The organism is Psychrosphaera ytuae (assembly GCF_017638545.1).
GTDB classification, from domain to species: domain Bacteria; phylum Pseudomonadota; class Gammaproteobacteria; order Enterobacterales; family Alteromonadaceae; genus Psychrosphaera; species Psychrosphaera ytuae.
In genome coordinates, this window is sequence record NZ_CP072110.1 from 481,817 (window position 1) to 503,376 (window position 21,560).

Here is a 21,560-nt window from a genome sequence, read left to right on the forward strand (position 1 = left end):
CGCAAAGAGACTAAACCAATGCCAGCTATTATACTTCGTGGTGACCGCGTTAAAGCGATGAACCGCAGACACCCATGGATATTTTCCAAAGCGATCAAAAAAGTCGTTGATAACCCACAACTCGGTGAAACCATCGATGTATTGGACCCAGACGGGAACTGGCTTGCACGTGCTGCCTACTCACCACACTCACAGATCCGCGCTCGTGTATGGACCTTTAATCAACAAGAGTTGATTGACCAAAGCTTTTTTGAACAAAAAATCGACCGCGCTATGGCGATTCGTCATCGTATTATCAGCAATGGTAACTTAACTGGCTATCGTTTATTTGCGGCTGAGTCGGACGGCCTTCCAGGGATCACAGTGGATCTTTTTGATACCACTTTAGTCTTGCAATTAGTGAGTGCCGGAGCTGAATATCAACGAGACAACCTTATTGCTGCGTTAAAACAAAAATTTCCTTCGTTTAATATTTATGAGCGCTCAGACGCAGACTCTCGTGGCAAAGAAGGTATAAAAAAAGCACGTGGCATTATCCACGGTACACTGCCTTCACCATTAGTCATCGAAGAAAATGGCATCAAAGCCTATGTTGATGTTGAAAAAGGCCATAAAACCGGTTTTTACCTTGATCAAAGAGACAATCGCGCCAAGTTAGAAAGTTACTGTAAAGACAAAACGGTTCTGAACTGTTTTAGTTATACCGGTACGTTTGGACTGTATGCCCTTCGAGGAGGCGCAACAAAAGTAACAAACGTTGATTTATCGCAAGATGCGTTAGACATTGCTCAAAAAAATGTCGAATTAAACGGGTTAGACCTTAACCGAGCTGAGTTTGTAAAACACGATGTGTTTAAGCTTTTGCGCAAGTACAAAGAAGACGGCGTAAAATTTGACGTCATTGTTATGGACCCACCGAAGTTCGCCGAGTCAAAAGCACAGTTAACAGGCGCGTGTCGCGGTTATAAAGACATAAATCGCATTGCAATGGAACTATTGAACCCGGGGGGTTTCCTGTTAACTTTCTCTTGTAGTGGTTTGATGGAAGCAAATCTATTCCAAAAAGTAGTTGCAGATGCAGCACTAGACGCTAGACGTGACGTCGTATTTGTTGAAAAACTCAATCAAGCACAAGATCACATCATTGCAAGCTACTACCCAGAAGGTTATTACCTGAAAGGTCTAGTCTGCCAAGTGTTCTAACTTTCAGTTAGATCAAAATAAAGCTTTTTGTTATCAGGGGTTATTAAGCTGTAATCGGCTAATAGCCCTTTTTCATTTAGCGTCACTAAACCTGCTGCAGACTGCGTGTGTAAGTTGCGATACCGAAAGCGACTTTGTTTTGCTTTTAATGGATGGTGTTCAATTTCTAGGCGCCGACGTTTGGTAAATATATTCAAAATACTGTGCGGCGAATATAAAAACCTATCTACGTAATCAAAAAACTTCAATAAACCTGGCGGGAATTGATTTTTAAAGCCACTACAAGTCAGTTGCCAAATCCTATCTTCGATATCGCTAAAGCGACGCTCCGCAGAAAAACAAAAAGAATAATGAACATCACCTGACATAATAATAATTTCGTCTGGAGCACGCTCATCCCTTAATATATTCATCAGCTTTTTTGCCGAGCCTTGGTGAGCCATCCAGTTTTCTACATCGACTAACAACTCTTTGCCAAAAAACGCACAAATCTTCTGAACCACTTCTATCGACTTTACGCCAAACACCGGCGCAGGAGATACAACAAGAATAGAATCGGTTTCTTTAAAGACTTGCCGCTCAAACTCTTCTAGTCTTGGGAAGTCCATCAAGCCACTTGGGTTTTTGGGATCTTTTTCACTACGCCACCTGTGGGTACGTGTGTCTAACACAACTATTTTAGGCTGACTTTGAACTTCAAAATGCCATTCAGAAAAATCAAACAAGGCCTCCGTGAGCGGTTCACTACTGAAGTCATTTTCGTGACTTAACGCTTGAATTTGTTGAATAATGGGGCGATTTTTCTCTGGATTGTTACCCCAGCTTTGAAACACAGCGTAGGATAACAAGGCGTTTTTGATCATTTTACGAGTAAAATCATTACCGTATATATGCTCTTCCCAATCCGCACTTAAATTCCAATCATCGGTTACATCGTGATCGTCAAAAATCATCAAAGTTGGTATGTTCGCCAAAGTTAACTCAAAATCAGGCAGAGTGGAGATAAATCCTCTTAGGTTTTGCCAATCCTTGTCGTAGGCATATTGATTCTTTTGGGCCACCAGCTCTTGCGCTTCATTTACGCTTTCTTCTACTAGCGCCCACGCTTTGGACGACCAAGTTAATAGATAACAAGCAAAAAACTCATTTAGGCTAATCAAATGATTGTCGTGATAACGGGCACTGATTATTTCTGAGCCGTGCCAAAAATTAGACCAACGGCTTTGTTTGTCTTTATTGGGTAGTATTTTGCTGCGCTCATTAATCGAATTTGTCCAACTTAACTCAGCGGGTGTCTTGTCCCCTAAGTCTTCTAGTGCTGTGTATAGCCCCAGTTTTTTAACCAGACTTTGGATCGCAACTAACATTGGGGCTGCAACGTCATCGGCATAAATTTGATCACCCGTCATCAAAAGGTAGTCTGGGCGGTTTACCGGTTCGTCATTGAGCATTTCAGCGATGCCATTAAACGCATCGACCGAAGGATGATCCGGCTTTCGACAAGAGCCCTGAATGACTTGTTTTATTGCAGATCTGACTTTAAAGGATAAGCGGCAATAACCTTGTAACCTAAGGGGTTGGTCATTAATTTTGTTTTGGTCTAAGTGAAGCTCGTAACCGTATTCCTTATCACTTATCCAAGTACCTGCATCGGGTTTAATCGTGCACAAATAAACAAAGCAGCGCACACCCAGTTGCACACAATCAATCTGTTGTCCCACCTGGACTAGTTCTGCTTCACTATGAGTTGGGTTTTCAAATACCTTTACGTCACAACTTTGCTTTTCGCTAGTTACAAACCAAACATTAACTTGGTTGTGGTCAACTAAACGCAAAAACGGCCCGCATAGTAAATTATCAGTCATTATTTTAAAGGGTCTGCTTTTTATTACATTTCTCTCTACTATCCCGAGTTAGCCACTAAGGATCAAGTTTGATACCCAAAACAAATGCAACATTTTGTTAAAGCAATTGTTTATCGTCTTGGGACTTACGCAAATCTTTAACTATTCTTACTTTATTACATCGATTGATGAAGAGGTTTGAATAGCGATGTCTGATGATAAATGTAAGTACAAATCTTATGATGGACAGTGTTGCGAAGAAACAGACATAGGGTCTGGATATTGTTTTTGGCACGATAAAGACATCGACAAGAGTGGTATGGACCTATCAGAACGGCTCGAAGAATACGCCAAAAGTGGAGGATTATTACAAGGTTTGTGTCTAGCTAGAGCAAATCTAGAAAACGTAAACCTCGTCCGTCATGGCCAAAAAGAAGGCTATGACCTGCGCCACGGTGACTTTTATAGGGCTAATATGACCAATGCACACCTGTTCAATGCCAACCTCGAAGGTTCATCCCTAATGAAGGCCAAACTATCCGAGGCCAACTTACACTGCGCCAATCTTCACAATTGTAATTTACTTGGCGCTAAGCTCACTAATGCGCGCCTCGACAACATCAAGCTTGGTACTCATGTTCAACAAGAAGCCGTAGCTAGACGAGCCGAACTGCGTGGTGAGCGAGAAAAAGCAATCGATTATTATGAGCAGTCAGAAGAAATCTATCGGGCATTAAGAAAAGCCGCGGACGACGATGGTTTGATAAAGCTTGCCGGTACCCTCGCCTACAAAGAGTTAACAATGCAACGAAAACAAAGAGAAAAGTTTTCTCTTGAACGTATTATGTTGAAATTTGTTGATTTGTTTTGTGGATACGGTGAAAAGCCTATCAATGTCATTATATTTTCTATGGGTTTAATTTTACTGTCCGCAGTTGCGTTCTTTTTTCTCGGGGTTGATTCAGGTGACGGGATCATAAGGTTTAATCCCGCCAATACCTTTAAACAAAACATCGAAGACTTAGGCAGCTCCATTTATTTTAGTGTTGTGACTTTTACCACCTTGGGTTACGGCGATATCCACCCACATGGATGGGCTCGACTTGTGGCGACGATTGAAGCGTTTGTCGGAAGTTTTGCGTTAGCGCTTTATGTCGTCGTTTTTGTAAAAAAATCGAGCAGATAGTATTTTTTAGGACAGTTTTGTATAAAAAAGAATCATTTAGTGTAAATTTACTTTTTTTGAAACTTTTTTTCATTTATAAGGTCTATTGTGTTGAATGGTGTTGAACATCTTGAGACCGTGTTTGATATCATTTCTTCATTATTTTGTTCCAATATTTGGACGGGCCAGCACCCTGCTGGCCTTTTTTTGTTGCCCTACCGTTTAAAACAATCCACCTCGCTCTTTGAGCATCTGATTCAATCCCGACTGGCGTGAGGTGTGCGTTGCCACCATCTTTTTAATGACCGCCGAACTGCCATAAATGGTAAATTGCTTTTTAGCGCGCGTAATCGCCGTATATAACAATTCTTTACTCAACAGTGCCCCTGCTTGTCCCTCTGGCGGTAACACTAACAAACCATGACTAAACTCTGATCCTTGGCTTTTATGGACTGTCATCGCGTACACGCTTTCGTGTGCAGGTAATCTTTGATTAAACAACCGCTTAATAGCGCCTTGGGCATCGATAAAATAAGTCACTAGCAGGCCTGATTCTGGCTCAATCGCCTGGATACCAATATCACCATTGAATAGGCCTAAATGGTAAGCATTTTCAGTGATCAATACAGGTCTTCCAGCAAAGTGACCATCGTGAGTAGTATTGGATTCAATCTTTAGGGCTTGTACAAATTGGCCATTGAGCCCCTCAACACCTGTGTCACCTTGCCTTACACACGCCAATATCTGAAATTGATGTAATTGCTCAAACATGGCAAAAACTTGGGTTTCCTCTTGTGCGACCGTCAAAGACCGAGCAGCATGGCACAACTCTGAATAATGTGGCACCAATGCACGCACGATGTCATTTAACTCAATGTCTCTCTGCGGCAAGATTGCAATGTCGGCTTTTGGGTTTGTTGCTTGGCTGAATCTCTGAACTACATTCCTGTCGACATTTTGAACTAAAATTTGTATCACACTGTTTACATCGCCATCGATAACAGCACGAGCCAGCTTACCTATACCGCCAACCGCATCAAATCGGTAACTGTGTTTCAGTTTAGTTAACGGCATTACTCGTTTTTGCTCGTCATCTGTTAACACATTTAGTGGCTGACATATCTCCGCTAAAATATTTCCCGCCTCTACCGATGCCAGCTGTTGTTCATCTCCCAACAAAACCAATTGCGTTTGCGGTGCTAAAGCATCAACCAACTTACACATCATGGACAAATCAACCATAGACGCCTCATCTAAAATAAGAACATCTAAAGGTAATTTGTTGTTTTGATTATATAGAAATCCAGACCCTCTTGGCTTTAGGAGCCGGTGAAGTGTCGTTGCTTCGGTTGGGATTTGGCTTTTTATGTGAGATTCAACCCCTTCGAGGGTTTTTACATTACTTGAAATAGACTCCGTCAGTCTAAGTGCTGCCTTACCTGTTGGTGCCGCTAGTGCAATCTTTAACGGCCCTAGTTGGTCTTTTACAAATGACGCTTGTTGTTCGTACAAGTAAATCGTCGCAGCGAGTAGTTTAATGACTGTGGTGGTTTTACCCGTTCCTGGTCCACCTGTGATCACTGAAAATCGATAATTTAGACTATTTAGCACGGCCTGGCGTTGCCAATCGTAATCAGGCCCACCTGTGTAGCCATCGTCAAGCGGTTTAAAAAGCTGAGCTAATAATGAAACTAACGTATTATCTTGCCCAAAGTGACCAGGGGCGTGACCAGGTGCGCCTTCAAACGAATTAAAAGACAAGGCTGGGCTTATTTTACTTTGAGTCGATAGGTAATTCGCCAAGCTCACTTCATAATTAAAGTTACGAGTTAAAAACAAAAAGCCATTATAAAACGTTAGCGGACCACCATTTCCTGTACTTTTGGCTTGGTCTATACAATCAGGCCAGGTTGATTTAGCAGGTAATATCAATGACTCCTGATTATCGAACATATCAATATGGCAGTCAGTTATCTCAAAGCAGGTACTTTGCGCGTTAAACCGTCGGATAACGTGCGCACTCATTATTGTGATCAAGTTAATAATGGGTTCGTGTTCCGAATAATCGCCAGATGACATCCCCAATATTTCTTGTCGTGCAATAAAATTAGCAAACTGAAATTCAAGTTCAGTCAACAATCCCTTTTCTTTGTTCGTCCTTAACCATGTCATTATGGAGACGTTGCGACTTCCCGTTTTACCTCCATCTATATTTACACTTTGCGCAAAGATTGAATTCGCTTGCTCCTTTATGGGCTCAAGCACAACCACTTTATTATCCATTAGTGCTCTCCAAGCTTGATTGTTGACCCAAGTTTAGTAACGCGTTATCTAAATAATCAATCGCTTCTTGATTAACCTTGTGACTGTAAACCCCATTAACAAAAGAACTTTCGCTATGATTTGTGTTACTATTTACCGTCTTATCATTAGTCATACCGCGCAAATACAAATAAACACCGCCGCCAACATGGCTTTGATAGTCATAGTCTTTTATTCGCACTTTTAAGAATCGATGTAATGCATAGGTGTAAATCAACATCTGTAAATAATAATTGTGATCGGTCATGGAATTTTGGATTTGCTCCAAGCCATAGTCGCTCAACTGATCACCCAAATAATTCGATTTATAATCCATTACGTAATATTGACCATTGATTCTACAGGTTAGGTCTACAAAGCCCTTAAGCCGACCTTTTAAACCATCGCCGGCTAGTAAAACGTTGTTGTAATTGAGGTGTTTAAACCCAGCCAAACGCAACGCGTTACTAACAATATCTGTTGTTAATTGCTCAAACGAAAAATAAAACTCCATTTCATCGAGTCGGTCACGGTTATTGAGTAAACGTAAACACCAATTTTGCTGGTCTAGAGATACAGGAGCGAACACAGGAGCGTCCAACGTCGACTGTAGCCAGTCACACAAAAGATCAATGTCTATTTCAGACAAACCAAATTTAGCAATGGCTTTTTCAACAATTTCAACTTGCTCTATCACCGGTAAGGTAAAATCTAAAAACTCATAAATAAAATGTAAACACGAGCCTGCGTTGGCCCCTTTTGGAAAACGAAAACGGTAAGCTTGTGCCTCCAACGTACCATCAAAGTGATGATTTTGACTTGTTACAACAGCTTCATCACTGACACCGGCTAACCACACTTCGCCTGTCGGTGGTGATGACTCTGCTTGATAAGAACTTTGCACATGGTCTTGTTCGCTGTTGTGCGCAATTGCAGAGAAACTCAATACTGACCAGCGTTTATCTATCCGCCCGTTAAACTCACCCACACTTAATGCGTCGTTGTTTTCGCTTACTTGGTATGGTGAGACTTTAGCGTCTTGATAAATCGACCATACATCTTGCTGAGTTAAAACTTGCCACTCCACCTCACTACACAACTCACTACAGGATTCTAATTGACCTACTTTTTCCACATAGGCGCTTAGAGCCGATATCCATTGCCCATCGGTTACTTTAGAAAGCCCCTTGCCTAGGACCATTAAACCAAACGCAGATTCGTGTACACTCGAGTCTTTGCTATTAGAACGCTCTAATGTAGTAAAGGTCGATAAGTTGAGTTGGTATTTCGCCCTTGTCATGGCAACGTACAATAACCTTGTGTCTTCATCTAAGCGCTCTTTTTCGGCTTTTTGGAGATCAATTTGACGCTTATCGGCACGATATACCAACTGGCATGCTTGTTCATCAAAAAACAGCGGGACTTTTTCTTTCGAAAACTCCGTCACAAACGGTAAGTAAACTATCGGATATTCCAAACCTTTAGAGCCGTGCATAGTGACAATTTGTACCAAGTTGCGATCTGACTCCAAGCGCAAACTCAAGGCGTCATTGCGTTCTATTTCTGTCACCGATTGACGGTACCAAACAAGAAGTTTTTCGTGACCAGGTAACTTAGCCGATTGCTCTTGGATCAATTGTTCTAAGTGGCGAAGGTCGGTAACTAGTCGCTCAAAGTCAAAGTCTGATTGTTGCCAAACTCGCAAAGTGCCTGCCCAATTAAGGATAGTTTGAATAGCACTGGTCACCTTACCCGCTTCCCAAAGTTCATGTGCTCTGTAAAAGGCGGCTAACACGCGGTGCCACTGGCGTTCATCATTTTGTACAGCAAGTTGATACTCTGGCAAATACGAAAAAAACAAGGTGCTTACCGCAGCCCTAACCCGTTTTTCATTGGATGGGCTATTAATCGCTTCTAACAACCTAAGCATGTCTCTGGCCAAAGCACTGTCAAACACAGAGTCTCTGCTAAGGTACACAGAATCCACGCCCAAATCTCTCAGCGCTTGCTTTATCAGCTTCGCTTGGTAACGACTGCGCACCAACACCGCTATATCCTTGCCTTCAATATTCCGGCCTGTACCTTGGGTAATGTCGCCTAGTTTAAGACTTGCCTGTTGGGACAGTTGTAATTGATTTTTTATATTGGCAGCGCAAAGTTTTGCTAAAGGTAATTTAGCTTCAGAAAAACTCAGCCCTTTGGCGTCTTCAATGACAGATTTATTCTCATCTAATTCACATACCGCAAGATGTTGTATTTTAAGCACAGGCAAAGGATCAGCACCTGTTTTGTTAGTTTGACGGTGGGTGTTAAACAATCGATTTGTATCGGGTTGACCTGCCCCTACTGCAACAAAAGGTATCGCGTCATGGCCAAATTGATATTCGCTGTTTAAATACATGTTGTTGATGGCGCGGATTAGCTGAGGATGTGAACGCCAGTTTTTGTCCAAAGTAAAGTGTTGGGTCTCATCCAAATCCGTTTTGGCCGTGATGTAGGTATTAATATCGGCGCCCCTAAACTTATAAATTGCTTGTTTGGGGTCGCCAATCATGATCATCGTCGGTCGATGACTATGAGGTACGTTTTCATTTGTTTGAAATTCATTTGATAGACATTCATTTTGATAAATCGATTTGAAGATTTCGTATTGAATTGGGTCAGTGTCTTGAAATTCATCGATAAACGCTAACGGATAACGACGTTGAATGGCCTCAATTAACGATTGATTATCTTCACTTTTGACGGCTTCTTGCAAACGCAATAACAAGTCATCTGGTGTTAGAGTTTGCTGTTCATTTTTGACCGCTTGCGCACCTTGTTCTATTTCGTGTTTGGCTAATACTAACCAGTAACCTTTAACTTCTGGACTTTCAAACCTTTTACAATAATCCACACAGGCATCAAATGCCGTTGATGTTGGATGCGATACCGCAGGCTTCTTTGCTAAATAATTGCTCTGATCAGCAAGGGAATCACTGGTATAGGCATCGATAACGTCAGCGGTGGGTAATACCTCGCCAAAAGGCCGTGATATGAATTCAGTTAACAAAGCCAGGTGTTTGTTTTGAGGGCTGCTTTTTTTCAATGCCGCACCAGCAACCACATCAACAATATCGCTGTCTTGCAATTGCTGCCAAAGCTTGAGTAACGACTCGTAATGAAATCGCTTTATCTTTTGATATTCATCGTCGCTTAGCGCCGGACTAATGGTAATAGGCTTATCGATTAGCTGTTGGAGCTCTGATTTAAGCTGCTCAGGGCTTTTCCACAATGAACTGACCTGGTAGTACTCAAAACCCTTTAATCCGCTCATGTAGCTTCTCCAGAAGTCTTGGAGCGCATGATTGAGATATGGTGCATTATCGAGGTCAAATGACTGCTCAAAACTCATTTGGGTTTCAAAAGCAAATTGATTGAGAACTCGCTGACAAAAACCATGGATAGTAAAAATTGACGCCTCATCAATCAACGTAATGTTTTGCTGAATTTTGTGATAAAGGGCCAATGCGGTGTCACGGTCTTTTTCGGACAAGTCTGTACTTGAATGTTCAACCGAATTTACCAATTGTTGTTGGTAGGCGAGTTCAATTATTTCTAAAACAGTGGGATCTACGTCTTTCACTTGCTTGCCTGTCGGCGTGTTCAGCCACTTTAATATTGCGCCCTGTGCTTCTTTTAAGCGTCCTCTTATTCGGCTTTTTAATTCTTCTGTCGCCGCCTCGGTAAAAGTTACTACTAAGATTTCGTCAACTGCCAGACTTTGACTAGATTGCTCACTTATCAAGCCTAATACCGCACGAAGATACAAAGTTGTAATCGTGTAGGTCTTACCTGTTCCGGCACTGGCCTCAATTAATGCATGTCGATCTAAAGGGAGGCTATGAGGTTTAAGTGTTTGCATTATGCACCTCCCTGCTCAGTGTTTTTATTGCTAGGTAAAAACAGGCTTTCATCATAAAAATGAGAATCGACAAACTCTTTCATCTCTTTGGTTTTAACCTTTTGTTTGTATTGCTCTAGGCCTATCAATAATGATTTAGACAAGCTTGAAAACGCCGGAGGTAATGATTTTTCGGTATTTTGTTGAACCATGCTGTTATCTGGACCGTTGTTTTCTCTTGCTGACGCAACCGATAAATTGGCCGCCAGTTGTTCTAAATACGCATCTAAGTGCATACCATGGCGAGGATTTAGGTCTTCCTCTAACTTTGAAAACACAGCGCGTTCGGCAGCCACTATTATTTCTTCTGGTTGACTGTCCAGGTGCTGATAAATCTGCTCTTCACTTAGCTCACTAAAGGCAATCTTAAACTGACTTAAGTACAATTGACCTAAGCTGCCAAACCAATTGTGACATTCGCCTTTAAAGTGACTTTGATAAAACGCGCTCAACCAAGGAACGAGTAACGCTTTGGCTTGAACCGAATCGATTCCGGCAAACGCAATCCATTCAGTGTGTTTCAACGAGCTTATGGTGGTGATACCAGGTTGCCCATCGGCACAGCGTATTAAATGCAATAACCAGGCTTGCACTTCATCGTCATAGCGCACCTTGTCACTGATCCGACGGACAATACACAAATTATCAATCAGTTGGTATCTGCCTTGCAGAACTAATGTTTGACTTTCGATTTCAAAACTCATTGAAATTTGTCGTTGCGATACACCACTTAGATTCAATCGGCGCTGTGCGATTTGATCGTGGGCTAACTCTAACCATTTTTCCTCTATATCGAGCAGCTTATCTGCAGTGGTTTGATAATCACTAAATAAACTATCTCCCCATAAACCAGATGGAAAATCGCCCGCCTGTAAATGCCTCAATTTCAAAGAACTGCGACTTTCAGCGTCTGATTCATTAACCAGTAACTCGGTGAATTGATATCGAGTTAAGCCATCGTGACTAAAAGGTTCTAAATCGTTAACTTGGTCTTCTGATAAGTCCAAGTTGACACCTAACTGTTGACGATAAAAATACTTCAAAGGGTTTTTAGCAAAACGGATCAAATCATCAAGTTCGACTCCTTTTTCTGCCGTGTCATTCATCATCAATGGTAATTCTGATGATTTGTCACTTTGAGCTTGAGAAGGCAATTTGAACTCATCACCTTTCGACTTTGATAATAAGCTAAACCACTGTTTGCTATAAGACTTTTTTAAATTCAATTTAACATTGTCGACAAAATACTGAGAGTTAAATGGTTGCAGCGGATGTTTGATCACAAGAAGATCCCCGGCAGATCCTTGTGAATTTTCTACGCTGGGATTGTCGACAATATAACTTTCGTTAATATAATCAATAAGTTCGCTAACCAATAGCGACGGAGTTTTGGGGTCATTGTTTTTATCAGACTGTCCGATATAACTGAGGTGCAATCGAGTTTGTGCGGTACAGAATGCTTCTAAAAATAAGTAACGCTCATCTAGCTTTCTTGAACGGTCACCCTTTCTTGGCGGGTTTTGATTAACTAAATCAAAACTCAGGGGTTCAACATGGCGCGGAAATTCACCGTCATTCAGACCCAAAATAGCGATCGTATCAAATGGCACCGAGCGCATTGGCATCAGAGTACAGAAGTTAACCCGACCTGCCATAAACCGCTGAGACACACCATTTGACGTCAGCGCCTGCCCTATTACCTGCTGTACAACGACCGCATTAACAGGCTCAGCGACGTCACCCGATTCGGTGTAACTCAATAATAAAGCATTGGCGTCTCTTAATTGCTGTGACACATAAGGTGATAACAAAGTATCGGATTGACTAGAAGTAAATAAACGCTCTACGACATCTTGAAGGTTTGCGTGCCAAGCGTCTAAATCTGCGCAATCACTGAAAGTATCTTTTAGCTCGATTAAATAACTTATATACGCGATGAACTTAGCCAAGGTGTTAGCGCTCAAGCCTTCTACGTCGTCATAGCTGACGATACCATTCCACAGAGAATGATTAGCTGCGCTATAACCCAGCATCATTCGTTCCAATCCGTATAACCAAGTATGTAAGTCATCTTCAGGCAACGCCCATTGGGATTTGTGCTGGCCGCTCACACCCCATTTAACGTTAGACTCTTGCACCCACTTTTTAATTATCTCTAATTCTGATAAGTCCAAGTCAAAAGCCGCCAAGATGGATGGAACTTCGAGCCAATCTAATATTTCTGATACTTTAAAACGCGTGATCGGCAGGCCGATGAGTGCTACGTAAGTGTTTAAAATTGGGTTTTCTTGAAGCCCAGAGCGGTCAGAAATGGCATAAGGTATGGTCAGTTCTGGATACTTATCATCACGTTCGAAAACAGCATCTATATATGGCGCATAATCATTAATGTCCGGTACCATGACCAATATGTCTTTTGGCTCTAGGGATTCATCCTGCTCAAACCAAGACAGCATTGAATCTTTTAGGACCTCTAGTTCCCTAATTGGATTATGACAGCTGTGAATTAGAATACTTTGGTCGTTAGGTAGGGGTCTTTTTCCATGATCTGAATTCAACGCCTCTACCGACAAAGGCTCTAACGATTGACGAAACTCAAGTTTAAAGATGTCGTTTTGGACTTGCTCCAATAAGGATGTAGTACGCCCTTCTATAAACAGATCGGTAAAATTTATATCCCGCCCTGAGAGTGCATCGAGGTAATCCCGTCCCAATTTTCCCCAACTTGCTAGTAATGGATTGCCAGACACAAAATAAGCATCGCTACCATTTTCCATCTGTTGAATGCGGAATTGTTGTATTCTTGCTTTGGTTTTTTCGCTAAGAATATCACCCCAATAGACTTGGCAAGGATTAAACCACAAAATTTGAACATCTATATGTGAAGACAAGGCTTCTAACACATCAGTTTGATGTTTTGGTAAGGTTGAAATACCAAATACGAAGAGTCGTGACGGTAACCCTTGTTTTTGCTCAAATGTCCACTCTTCAGACTGGAGCTTTTCAAGCAAAGCTTGGTGTAAGCTCTGTCGATTATGAATATTTAAACCTGCCGCCGACATTTTGGTTTTTAATGCTCGCCATAATATCGCTTGCCATTGCTGGTGGCCTATTTCATCGTCGCCTGGTAGATCATTAAACCCTTGTTCCCAATGTTCTAACCATTCAGGCCGATACATTAAATAGTTGTCGTAGGCATCGGCTATCTTTTCACTCAATTTAAACGCACGAAGCTCTGAAAACATTGACTTTATCGATGATTCATCGGCCTTATTGGTATCGCTTGTCGTTGCTAAATACTGTTGGATCGATTTAAATTCGTCAGCGTCCAAATGTTGCTTTATTTCTTTATGGATGTGCCAACGCAATCTGTCTTTGTTATATACAGAGGTTTCTGGAACGTCAGGGATAAATAATTTATACAAATTCCAGATAAACGTGCTTGGTAATGGAAATTCTAAATTGGCTGCAATACCGAGCTTTTCAGATAAGGTAACTTTCAGCCATTCCGACATACCTGGGCTGTGAACCAACACGGTTTCGGCTTTAAAAGGATCATCTGTGTTGGGTATTCGAAGGTTTTCAGTTAAAACAGTTGCGAGAACGTCCAAACGATTGGACTGAATAACATTTAAAGTATTGGATTCCATGAGTTCCTAAATTTTGTCAAATCCTCTGCTCCGAGAGGTGAAGGGAAAGCCCCCGACTTTGTCAATTTTTAATAATTAGTATTGGTGGCCCAAAAATTTGTCAATGAGATTTGCGATGTGTTGCATGGTTTCTTCATCCATGGAGTCGATGTCTTTATTGATTAGACTCAACATTTTATTCGCTTGGGCTTCATTGAGCGTTCTGTTTAGATAACAATATTCGATTTCGGCAAGAGACTTGTCGTATCTTGGAATTACTTGCCAACACAAAGTACCGACATAGAGCTTGTCGAAATAACATTGAGCCACTCGACAAAAGTCTTCGACATGATCTAACCCATCTGGGCCTAAAGAACCTGGTTCGACTCTAATCGTGACTTGAACTTTTTGTTCGTTTTGTGCTGCATCTGACATAGTGTTTCCCAAAGAACTCTACCGACATTACGCCCGCTTCACTAAATTCAGTCCGTGAAGCTTTTTTCTTACATATAGTTCACTTTAATAAGTAGTTTTGGAAATACAACTTTTTTATTTTGTTTATGTACCAAAACAAGACACTGCAATAACCAAAATCACGGGTTCATCCACAAACCAACATTTTGAAAACAATCAATACTATCCAATGCCATATGAATGAGAAGTCCAAAGCCTATAAGCCGTGTTTTGTTAAAGCCTAACATGACAAAATATACCGCTATCGCTGGTAAAGTATGTAACGGGTGAAAATTAATACTACATCGCAAAGGGTCATAAATGGGCGTCGCTAATAAATGATCGATATCGACCAGCATAGTCGCAATAAGTATTAAAAATGCGTTTATCCACTTTTGCGGATAAAACGTTCTTGCGAAGATAGCAGGTACGACAAAATGCAAAATAATATGAATGATAACAAAGCCCTCTAACAACTACGTCATTACTATATTTTGCCACCGATTTTACCGGCAAAATAGCTCTTTAGTCGGCAAATTAACATTCGAGGTAAACTTCATACTGTCAGCGGTTTGATTTATCGCTTTGAGGGCGGCATTATTCACCCACGATTCAATGGCTATGACTTCATCTTTCGGTGTTTTTTATGTCAAAGCCCTTTCCAACAAGGCAAAGTTACATTTTATGAAAGTTATTTCATTTAACATCAATGGTCTTCGCGCTCGTCTTCACCAACTTCAAGCGTTAATCGACAAGCACAACCCAGATATCATTGGTTTACAAGAAACCAAGGTTCACGACGAAGCGTTCCCAGAACAAGCGGTCAATGACATGGGCTACCAAGTACACTTTCATGGCCAAAAAGCCCATTATGGTGTTGCTATGCTTGTTCGAAACGACATAGCAACGAATATCACAAATGTTCAAAAAGGCTTTCCGACAGATAACGATGATCATCAAAAGCGCATGGTTATGGTCACCGTTGATTACGACGGCAAACCCGTAACAGTATTAAATGGGTATTTCCCACAAGGCGAAAACATTGATCACGAAATAAAATTCCCATACAAGCGGGCCTTTTATGCAGATTTGATGACATACCTTAATGAACATCGCACGCCAGAGGAAAATGTAATTGTGATGGGAGATATTAACATTTCTCCACAAGATTTAGACATCGGTATCGGTGAGCCAAATCGCAAGCGTTGGTTAAAGACAGGTAAGTGTTCGTTTCAACCAGAAGAACGCGAATGGTTGGGCAAACTAATGGACTGGGGCTTTAGCGATACCTTCAGAACTTTACACCCGACCAAAGGCGAGCAGTATTCGTGGTTTGATTATCGCTCTCGTGGTTTTGATGACAACCGAGGGCTGCGTATTGATGTAATTTTAGCAACCGAATCTCTTAACACAAAGGCGGTTGACGCAGGTATCGATTACGAATTACGCGGGATTGAAAAGCCGTCTGATCACGCGCCAATTTGGACCAGCTTCGAGCTTTAATTTATTAATGCAGATAGCTCGTCGCTTTAGCGGCGAGCTACAAATATAGTGTGAAGAAGCAGAGCCAAGTCCATGTAGGTTAACCGACTATTTGGTTTGGCTGGTAACGGCTCAATATTTTGTTTGATTTTAACCGGTTCTAGCCCTTCTGACTTGGCTTTTTGTTCAAGTTCTCGATACCAACTTTGCAAGCCGATTGGCAACCTCACTTTTGCTTGTTTGCCGAGCATGAAATATCCTTGAAACGGTAACGAAAGAACAAACAGAGCCATTGCTAATGACGAATGTAAATATTCCATTCCCAACATATCTATTTGTAGCCACAAAGTAGCAACCGCGATCGCCGGTGAAACCACAAAAGCTAAATCGGTTAGTTTTATGATCTTCGTTTGGTCAAACATTTGTAAATAAGGCTCTTTTTTAGGCCAAGTTTGACTAAATTTATAACCTAAAGTTATTGTTTTATACAAAATAGTCATCCACCAATAATCATAAAATGGTTATACTGTAAAGAATACATTCATCCTCATTTTTAGAAAACTTTGTCATGCTTTGTGTTGCTAAAACGCTTTGTCATGAAAAGTTAACCAAATTGCCTACGGCGTAAGGAAGCTATGAGTTCAGCTAATCAAGTTCTTGTTTTAAATTGCGGTAGTTCATCGTTTAAGTTTGCTCTTTTAAACAGTGAAACCGGTACAGAAACCCTATCAGGCCTAGCAGAGCGCCTTGGCTCTGACGACGCTTCTATTACCTTTAAACGCAACGGCAACAAAAACAGTTTATCACTGAATGACAAAAACCGACATCTTGACGCAATAAAAACACTGGTTTCTTATCTAGAAACAGAAGGATTGAGTAATGACATTGCCGCTGTAGGCCACCGGGTCGTTCACGGCGGAGAAAAGTTTACTGAAAGTGTGGTAATAGACAGCAGCACAATTAAGTCGATAGAGGATGTTTCTTCACTCGCCCCACTCCACAACCCTGCTAATTTGATCGGCATTGAAGCTGCTATGGTCGCATTTCCAGGAATTCCACAAGTGGCAGTGTTTGATACCGCATTCCATCAATCCATGCCTGCTAAGGCGTATTTATATGCAATTGACAAACAGTTGTATAAAGAAAAAGGCATACGCCGATACGGTTTTCACGGCACAAGTCACTTTTATGTGTCTCGACAAGCAGCAGAATCGCTGGCCAAACAAATATCAGAGACATCGGTAATTACTGTACACCTGGGTAATGGTTGCTCGGTATGTGCGATAGAAAACGGTCAAAGTGTGGATACTTCCATGGGCCTTACACCGATGGAAGGTTTGGTAATGGGGACGCGTAGTGGTGATTTAGACCCGGGTATAACCATCTATTTAATGAGAAAGTACGGTTACGATGCCGACAAGCTAGATCAACTGTTAAATAAACAAAGTGGCTTGTTGGGACTGAGTGGTTTATCTAATGACTGTCGTACCCTAGAACAAGCTTTAGAGTCGGAAGACGAGCAAACTCAACAATCAGCACAACTCGCTCTTGAAGTGTTTAGCTACCGTGTCGCTAAATACATTGCAAGCTACACCTGTGCACTGACGCACCTTGATGCGGTTGTGTTTACCGGCGGAATCGGAGAAAACTCAGACTACTTGCGAAGTCGAATTATAGCGCATTTAGGTGTGTTAGGACTGTCAGTAGATGAAGCTCGCAACACCGCCGCTCGATTTGGTCATTCTGGTCCAATTCATGGCAATGATTCACGCGCAGCAATTTGGGTTATTCCAACTAATGAAGAGCTCGTTATAGCTCAGGATGCTGCTCGACTGACATTTAACCACAGCCAAGACAATCAACAACAAGGAGCATAATTTATGGCACATCGAATCATGTTGGTTCCGGTTGGGTCTGGTGTTGGCCTTACATCCGTTACGCTTGGCTTGTTTCGCGCACTAGAACGCAAAGCCGTTAAAGTGAATTTTTTCAAGCCTATTTCACAGCCGTTAACCGGTGACAAAGGCCCCGAAAAAACCACTCAAATATTAAAAAACGTTGCACATATTAATCCACCAGAGCCGTTTTCTTTGCAGTATGCAGAAACCTTAATCGGCGATGGCAATGTAGATATACTGCTAGAAGAAATAGTAGAGCGATTCGAATCTACCATCAAAGACGATGAAGCAGTTATCATTGAAGGTTTGGTGCCTACCAAAGACCAAGCCTACGTTAATAAAATTAACCGTCAAATTGCCACAGCACTTGGTGCTGATGTTGTGTTTGTGATTGCACCAGGTAACGCTTCCCTAAACTCTCTTGAAGATCAATTAGAAATAACCGCCAACAACTACGGTGGTTTTGACAATGAGCATGTTATTGGTGCCATATTTAATAAAATTAACGCTCCTCGAGACCTAAAAGGTAACTTAGCGAATGACTTCTCCGAGTCGTTGGTTGAACCATCCGATGAAGATCTAACATCCAGCTACAAAAAGCTTTCTATTTTTAATAAAAAATTCAGCTTGTTAGGTTGTGTGCCTTGGAATGCAGATCTAATTGCGCCGAGAGTTAAAGACTTGGCGGAGTACTTAGACGCTATGGTCATTAACGAAGGTGATATTGAGTTTAGGCGTTTACGTAGTATTACAGTTTGTGCACGTACCGTGGGTAACATTCTAGGGCGTGTTAGACCAGGTGTACTATTAGTGACACCGGGGGATCGTTCAGATGTACTTGTTGCAGCATCATTATCAGCAATGAATGGTACCAAACTCGGTGCGATTCTTTTAACCGGTGGCTTCCAGCCAGAACCGTCTATCTTGGAGCTATGTAAACAAGCGTTTGAAACTGGTCTTCCGGTTCTTAGTACCAAGTCAGATACTTGGGATACGTCTATGTTGTTACAGAACTTCAATATGGAAGTTCCTGTGGATGACGAACAAAGGATTGAACGAGTCAAAGATCACACAGCTCGTCACATTTCTGATCAATGGATACAAAGTCTTACCGAAAACGTTGCGAAAGTCCGTAAGTTATCCCCTGCCGCTTTCCGTTATATTCTTACTGATAAAGCTCGTAAAGCGAACAAAACCATTGTTTTACCAGAGGGAAATGAACCAAGAACCATCAAAGCAGCGGCAATTTGTGGTCAACGTGGTATCGCCAAATGTATCTTATTGGGTGACCCAGAAGAAATATTGCTTATTGCAGAACAACAAGGTGTTGAATTAAACGATAACGTTACCATCAAAAACCCGAGTAAAATCAGAGGTCGTTATATTGAGCCTATGGTTGAATTGCGCAAGCACAAAGGTCTAAAAGCCGTAATGGCAGAAGAACAACTTGAAGACAACGTGGTGCTTGGCTCGATGATGTTAGCGCTTGATGAAGTAGATGGCTTGGTTTCTGGTGCCGTGCATACGACTGCCAACACTATTCGCCCTCCTCTACAATTAGTTAAAACGGCGCCGGGTGCTTCTTTAGTTTCGTCGGTGTTTTTCATGTTGTTACCTGACCAAGTATTAGTTTATGGTGACTGTGCAATTAATCCAGATCCAAATGCAGAGCAATTGGCTGACATTGCGATTCAGTCGGCAGATTCTGCGGCAGCTTTCGGCATCGAGCCAAAAGTGGCAATGATCAGTTATTCAACGGGTACTTCAGGTACAGGTGCAGATGTTGATAAAGTGAGACAAGCGACCGAGATAGCCAAGCAAAAGCGTCCTGATTTAGTTATAGATGGGCCATTGCAATACGATGCGGCTGTAATGGAGAACGTAGCTCGTAAAAAAGCACCAGACAGCCCGGTTGCTGGACAAGCTACTGTATTTGTATTCCCTGATTTAAATACAGGTAATACGACTTACAAAGCCGTACAACGTAGTGCAGATGTGGTAAGTATTGGTCCAATGTTGCAAGGTATGCGCAAACCAGTGAATGACTTATCTCGCGGCGCATTAGTCGATGATATTGTATATACGATAGCGTTAACCGCGATCCAAGCGAGTCAAATTTAGGATCGTTTTGACGATGTTTTAAGCTGTGTTTCTTTTTTGACCTAGTTTAGGAAAGTCCCTGTCTATCTGGGTCTTAAAACGTTACACCGAGTAACCAACAATGTTATCCACAGATTTTGTGGGTAACATTGGATAACTTAACGATCTAAATATCGAATAAATTACGAAAGGACAATTTAATGCCAAAGCAAACACTTCAGCATTTGGAAGCCCCGCTCACTATCCACAGCATGGCACCCAACAGCCCGATACCTGTCGAAGTGACTCAGGCTGAATTGTTTTTTATAGCAAAAACATCCGATGAACTATCAATCGTATGTCCTTCTGATATTGACATCGACAGCGATGAAAGTGAAAGTGGTTGGCAAACGCTTGAAGTGTTGGGTCCTCTGGGCTTTTCACTCACTGGGATCATGTCCAATATTTCTGGCGTTTTAGCAGCAGCCAATATTAGTATCTTTGCGGTTTCGACCTTTGATACCGATTACATTTTGGTCAAAGATGACAGTATAGAAGCAGCGGTAAAAGCCCTGCGCAAGTCTAGCTACAAAGTGTTGTCAGACAGTTATTAATAGATAAGGACCTCAGTCATGGCGTTTGTTAGATTTAATACAATCTCTCGTGAAACAACACCGGACAAAGTAGCCGGTATAAAAGTCATGGCTCCGATTTCCGGTGAAGTAACTTTGTTGTCACCTGCATTAAGTGGCGGTCAACTCGAAGGAGTGTCAATTAAACCTTCAAGTCACTTTGTCATTGCCCCCTTTTCTGGACGTGTTTTGGACATAACTCCGAGCCACGGTCAGATCATTATTCAAGCAAACAATAAGGTACAATTTGCGATTCAACTTCCAGAGCAATACAACCAACATTTAGGTGAAGGCCTCAAAATTAAAGTTGCTCGAGGGGACTCGATAGACGCAGGTCAGGACTTGATGGAATTAGACCTATATAAAATTCAACATCACCTAAAACCAATAGCTTTACAGTTTTTGCTCTTAGATAGTCGCCCTTTCAGTCGAGTTTTAGTACCACATAAAAATGTAGAGGCCGGTAAAGACATCATTTTTAGTTTAATTCCTCGCCCTAAAAAGCAAGACACACAGTAACCAAAAACATTAACCCACAATCAATAAAATTATTTATAAAGAGTAAGTTATGTCAGATGTAATCATGTATGGAATTAAAAATTGCGACACCATCAAAAAAGCAAAAAAATGGTTAGAGGAACATCAAGTCAGTTTTGAATTTCACGATTATCGCCAACAAGGGATTGAGCGTTCTTGGCTATCACAGGCCGTCGCGGACTTGGGTTGGGAAGCTGTTTTGAACAAGCGTGGCACAACATATCGCCAACTAGCTCAAGAACAAAAAGATGCCATGAACGAGTCACTTGCAATAGACGTAATGTTAGAACAGCCAGCTATGATTAAGCGACCTATCCTTTCTGTAGATGGTCAACTACACCTTGGCTTTAAAGCGGACCAGTACGCGGCAATATTTAACTAAAATATTGCACCC

Annotated in this window: 15 protein-coding genes; 8 read left to right on the plus strand and 7 right to left on the minus strand. The window is 41.6% G+C overall.

The window, feature by feature from the left end; all coding sequences use genetic code 11:
• The first annotated feature begins 18 nt into the window (after positions 1 to 18).
• Entirely contained in the window at positions 19 to 1,203 is a 1,185-nt protein-coding gene (locus J1N51_RS02225) for a class I SAM-dependent methyltransferase (RefSeq protein ID WP_208832378.1), read from the plus strand.
• Here J1N51_RS02225 and J1N51_RS02230 read toward each other — a convergent pair.
• A complete protein-coding gene (locus J1N51_RS02230; protein WP_208832379.1) occupies positions 1,200 to 3,068 on the minus strand; it encodes a metallophosphoesterase family protein in 1,869 nt (622 codons plus the stop codon). The two genes, J1N51_RS02225 and J1N51_RS02230, sit on opposite strands and share 4 nt — an antisense overlap.
• Positions 3,069 to 3,255: 187 nt before the next feature.
• Between J1N51_RS02230 and J1N51_RS02235 the strand changes: the two genes are divergently transcribed.
• Positions 3,256 to 4,233 carry an ion channel gene (locus J1N51_RS02235; protein WP_208832380.1) on the plus strand — a complete coding sequence of 326 codons (978 nt, stop codon included), beginning with the start codon at positions 3,256 to 3,258 and terminating at the stop codon, positions 4,231 to 4,233.
• A 201-nt stretch (positions 4,234 to 4,434) separates the two neighbouring features.
• Here J1N51_RS02235 and recD read toward each other — a convergent pair whose 3' ends face one another.
• The 5 genes from recD to J1N51_RS02260 all read right to left on the minus strand — a co-directional run bounded on the left by recD (position 4,435) and on the right by J1N51_RS02260 (position 15,014).
• A complete protein-coding gene (recD, locus tag J1N51_RS02240; RefSeq protein WP_208832381.1) occupies positions 4,435 to 6,495 on the minus strand; it encodes an exodeoxyribonuclease V subunit alpha in 2,061 nt (686 codons plus the stop codon).
• Complete coding sequence (recB, locus tag J1N51_RS02245; RefSeq protein WP_208832382.1) at positions 6,488 to 10,417, minus strand: exodeoxyribonuclease V subunit beta; 3,930 nt, start codon at positions 10,415 to 10,417, stop codon at positions 6,488 to 6,490. Before recB ends, recD begins: the two co-directional genes overlap by 8 nt.
• Positions 10,417 to 14,106 (minus strand): exodeoxyribonuclease V subunit gamma, encoded by a 3,690-nt coding sequence (gene recC, locus J1N51_RS02250; protein ID WP_208832383.1) that lies wholly within the window; start codon positions 14,104 to 14,106, stop codon positions 10,417 to 10,419. The genes recB and recC overlap by 1 nt, the downstream gene beginning before the upstream one ends.
• A gap of 75 nt (positions 14,107 to 14,181) precedes the next feature.
• Positions 14,182 to 14,520 (minus strand): hypothetical protein, encoded by a 339-nt coding sequence (locus J1N51_RS02255; RefSeq protein WP_208832384.1) that lies wholly within the window; start codon positions 14,518 to 14,520, stop codon positions 14,182 to 14,184.
• Positions 14,521 to 14,678: 158 nt separating this feature from the next.
• Complete coding sequence (locus J1N51_RS02260; protein WP_232842839.1) at positions 14,679 to 15,014, minus strand: DUF6122 family protein; 336 nt, start codon at positions 15,012 to 15,014, stop codon at positions 14,679 to 14,681.
• Positions 15,015 to 15,222: 208 nt separating this feature from the next.
• Between J1N51_RS02260 and xthA the strand changes: the two genes are divergently transcribed.
• Positions 15,223 to 16,041 (plus strand): exodeoxyribonuclease III, encoded by an 819-nt coding sequence (gene xthA, locus J1N51_RS02265; protein ID WP_208832385.1) that lies wholly within the window; start codon positions 15,223 to 15,225, stop codon positions 16,039 to 16,041.
• Between the two features lie 26 nt (positions 16,042 to 16,067).
• On the opposite strand, the gene yfbV is transcribed toward xthA, so the two are convergent.
• Positions 16,068 to 16,520 carry a terminus macrodomain insulation protein YfbV gene (gene yfbV / locus J1N51_RS02270; RefSeq protein WP_232842840.1) on the minus strand — a complete coding sequence of 151 codons (453 nt, stop codon included), beginning with the start codon at positions 16,518 to 16,520 and terminating at the stop codon, positions 16,068 to 16,070.
• A gap of 135 nt (positions 16,521 to 16,655) precedes the next feature.
• On the opposite strand from yfbV, the gene J1N51_RS02275 reads away from it, so the two are divergent.
• The 5 genes from J1N51_RS02275 (at position 16,656) to J1N51_RS02295 (ending at position 21,548) form a co-directional block, all read left to right on the plus strand.
• Positions 16,656 to 17,897 (plus strand): acetate kinase, encoded by a 1,242-nt coding sequence (locus J1N51_RS02275; protein ID WP_208832387.1) that lies wholly within the window; start codon positions 16,656 to 16,658, stop codon positions 17,895 to 17,897.
• A 3-nt stretch (positions 17,898 to 17,900) separates the two neighbouring features.
• Complete coding sequence (pta, locus tag J1N51_RS02280; RefSeq protein WP_208832388.1) at positions 17,901 to 20,039, plus strand: phosphate acetyltransferase; 2,139 nt, start codon at positions 17,901 to 17,903, stop codon at positions 20,037 to 20,039.
• A 179-nt stretch (positions 20,040 to 20,218) separates the two neighbouring features.
• Positions 20,219 to 20,611, plus strand: a complete 393-nt coding sequence (locus J1N51_RS02285; protein WP_208832389.1) for an ACT domain-containing protein — start codon at positions 20,219 to 20,221, stop codon at positions 20,609 to 20,611.
• A gap of 18 nt (positions 20,612 to 20,629) precedes the next feature.
• The gene (locus J1N51_RS02290) at positions 20,630 to 21,148 is read left to right on the plus strand and encodes a PTS glucose transporter subunit IIA (RefSeq protein ID WP_208832390.1); all 519 of its coding nucleotides are present in this window, start codon (positions 20,630 to 20,632) and stop codon (positions 21,146 to 21,148) included.
• 49 nt (positions 21,149 to 21,197) lie between these two features.
• On the plus strand, positions 21,198 to 21,548 hold the full coding sequence (locus tag J1N51_RS02295; protein ID WP_208832391.1) for an ArsC family reductase: 351 nt from the start codon (positions 21,198 to 21,200) through the stop codon (positions 21,546 to 21,548).
• Positions 21,549 to 21,560 lie beyond the last annotated feature (12 nt).

Coding starts and splice junctions, on each gene's coding strand:
- J1N51_RS02225 (WP_208832378.1), top strand. CDS start 19: ATGCCAGCTATTATACTTCGTGGTGACCGCGTTAAAGCGATGAACCGC.
- J1N51_RS02230 (WP_208832379.1), bottom strand. CDS start 3,068: ATGACTGATAATTTACTATGCGGGCCGTTTTTGCGTTTAGTTGACCAC.
- J1N51_RS02235 (WP_208832380.1), top strand. CDS start 3,256: ATGTCTGATGATAAATGTAAGTACAAATCTTATGATGGACAGTGTTGC.
- recD (WP_208832381.1), bottom strand. CDS start 6,495: ATGGATAATAAAGTGGTTGTGCTTGAGCCCATAAAGGAGCAAGCGAAT.
- recB (WP_208832382.1), bottom strand. CDS start 10,417: ATGCAAACACTTAAACCTCATAGCCTCCCTTTAGATCGACATGCATTA.
- recC (WP_208832383.1), bottom strand. CDS start 14,106: ATGGAATCCAATACTTTAAATGTTATTCAGTCCAATCGTTTGGACGTT.
- J1N51_RS02255 (WP_208832384.1), bottom strand. CDS start 14,520: ATGTCAGATGCAGCACAAAACGAACAAAAAGTTCAAGTCACGATTAGA.
- xthA (WP_208832385.1), top strand. CDS start 15,223: ATGAAAGTTATTTCATTTAACATCAATGGTCTTCGCGCTCGTCTTCAC.
- yfbV (WP_232842840.1), bottom strand. CDS start 16,520: ATGACTATTTTGTATAAAACAATAACTTTAGGTTATAAATTTAGTCAA.
- J1N51_RS02275 (WP_208832387.1), top strand. CDS start 16,656: ATGAGTTCAGCTAATCAAGTTCTTGTTTTAAATTGCGGTAGTTCATCG.
- pta (WP_208832388.1), top strand. CDS start 17,901: ATGGCACATCGAATCATGTTGGTTCCGGTTGGGTCTGGTGTTGGCCTT.
- J1N51_RS02285 (WP_208832389.1), top strand. CDS start 20,219: ATGCCAAAGCAAACACTTCAGCATTTGGAAGCCCCGCTCACTATCCAC.
- J1N51_RS02290 (WP_208832390.1), top strand. CDS start 20,630: ATGGCGTTTGTTAGATTTAATACAATCTCTCGTGAAACAACACCGGAC.
- J1N51_RS02295 (WP_208832391.1), top strand. CDS start 21,198: ATGTCAGATGTAATCATGTATGGAATTAAAAATTGCGACACCATCAAA.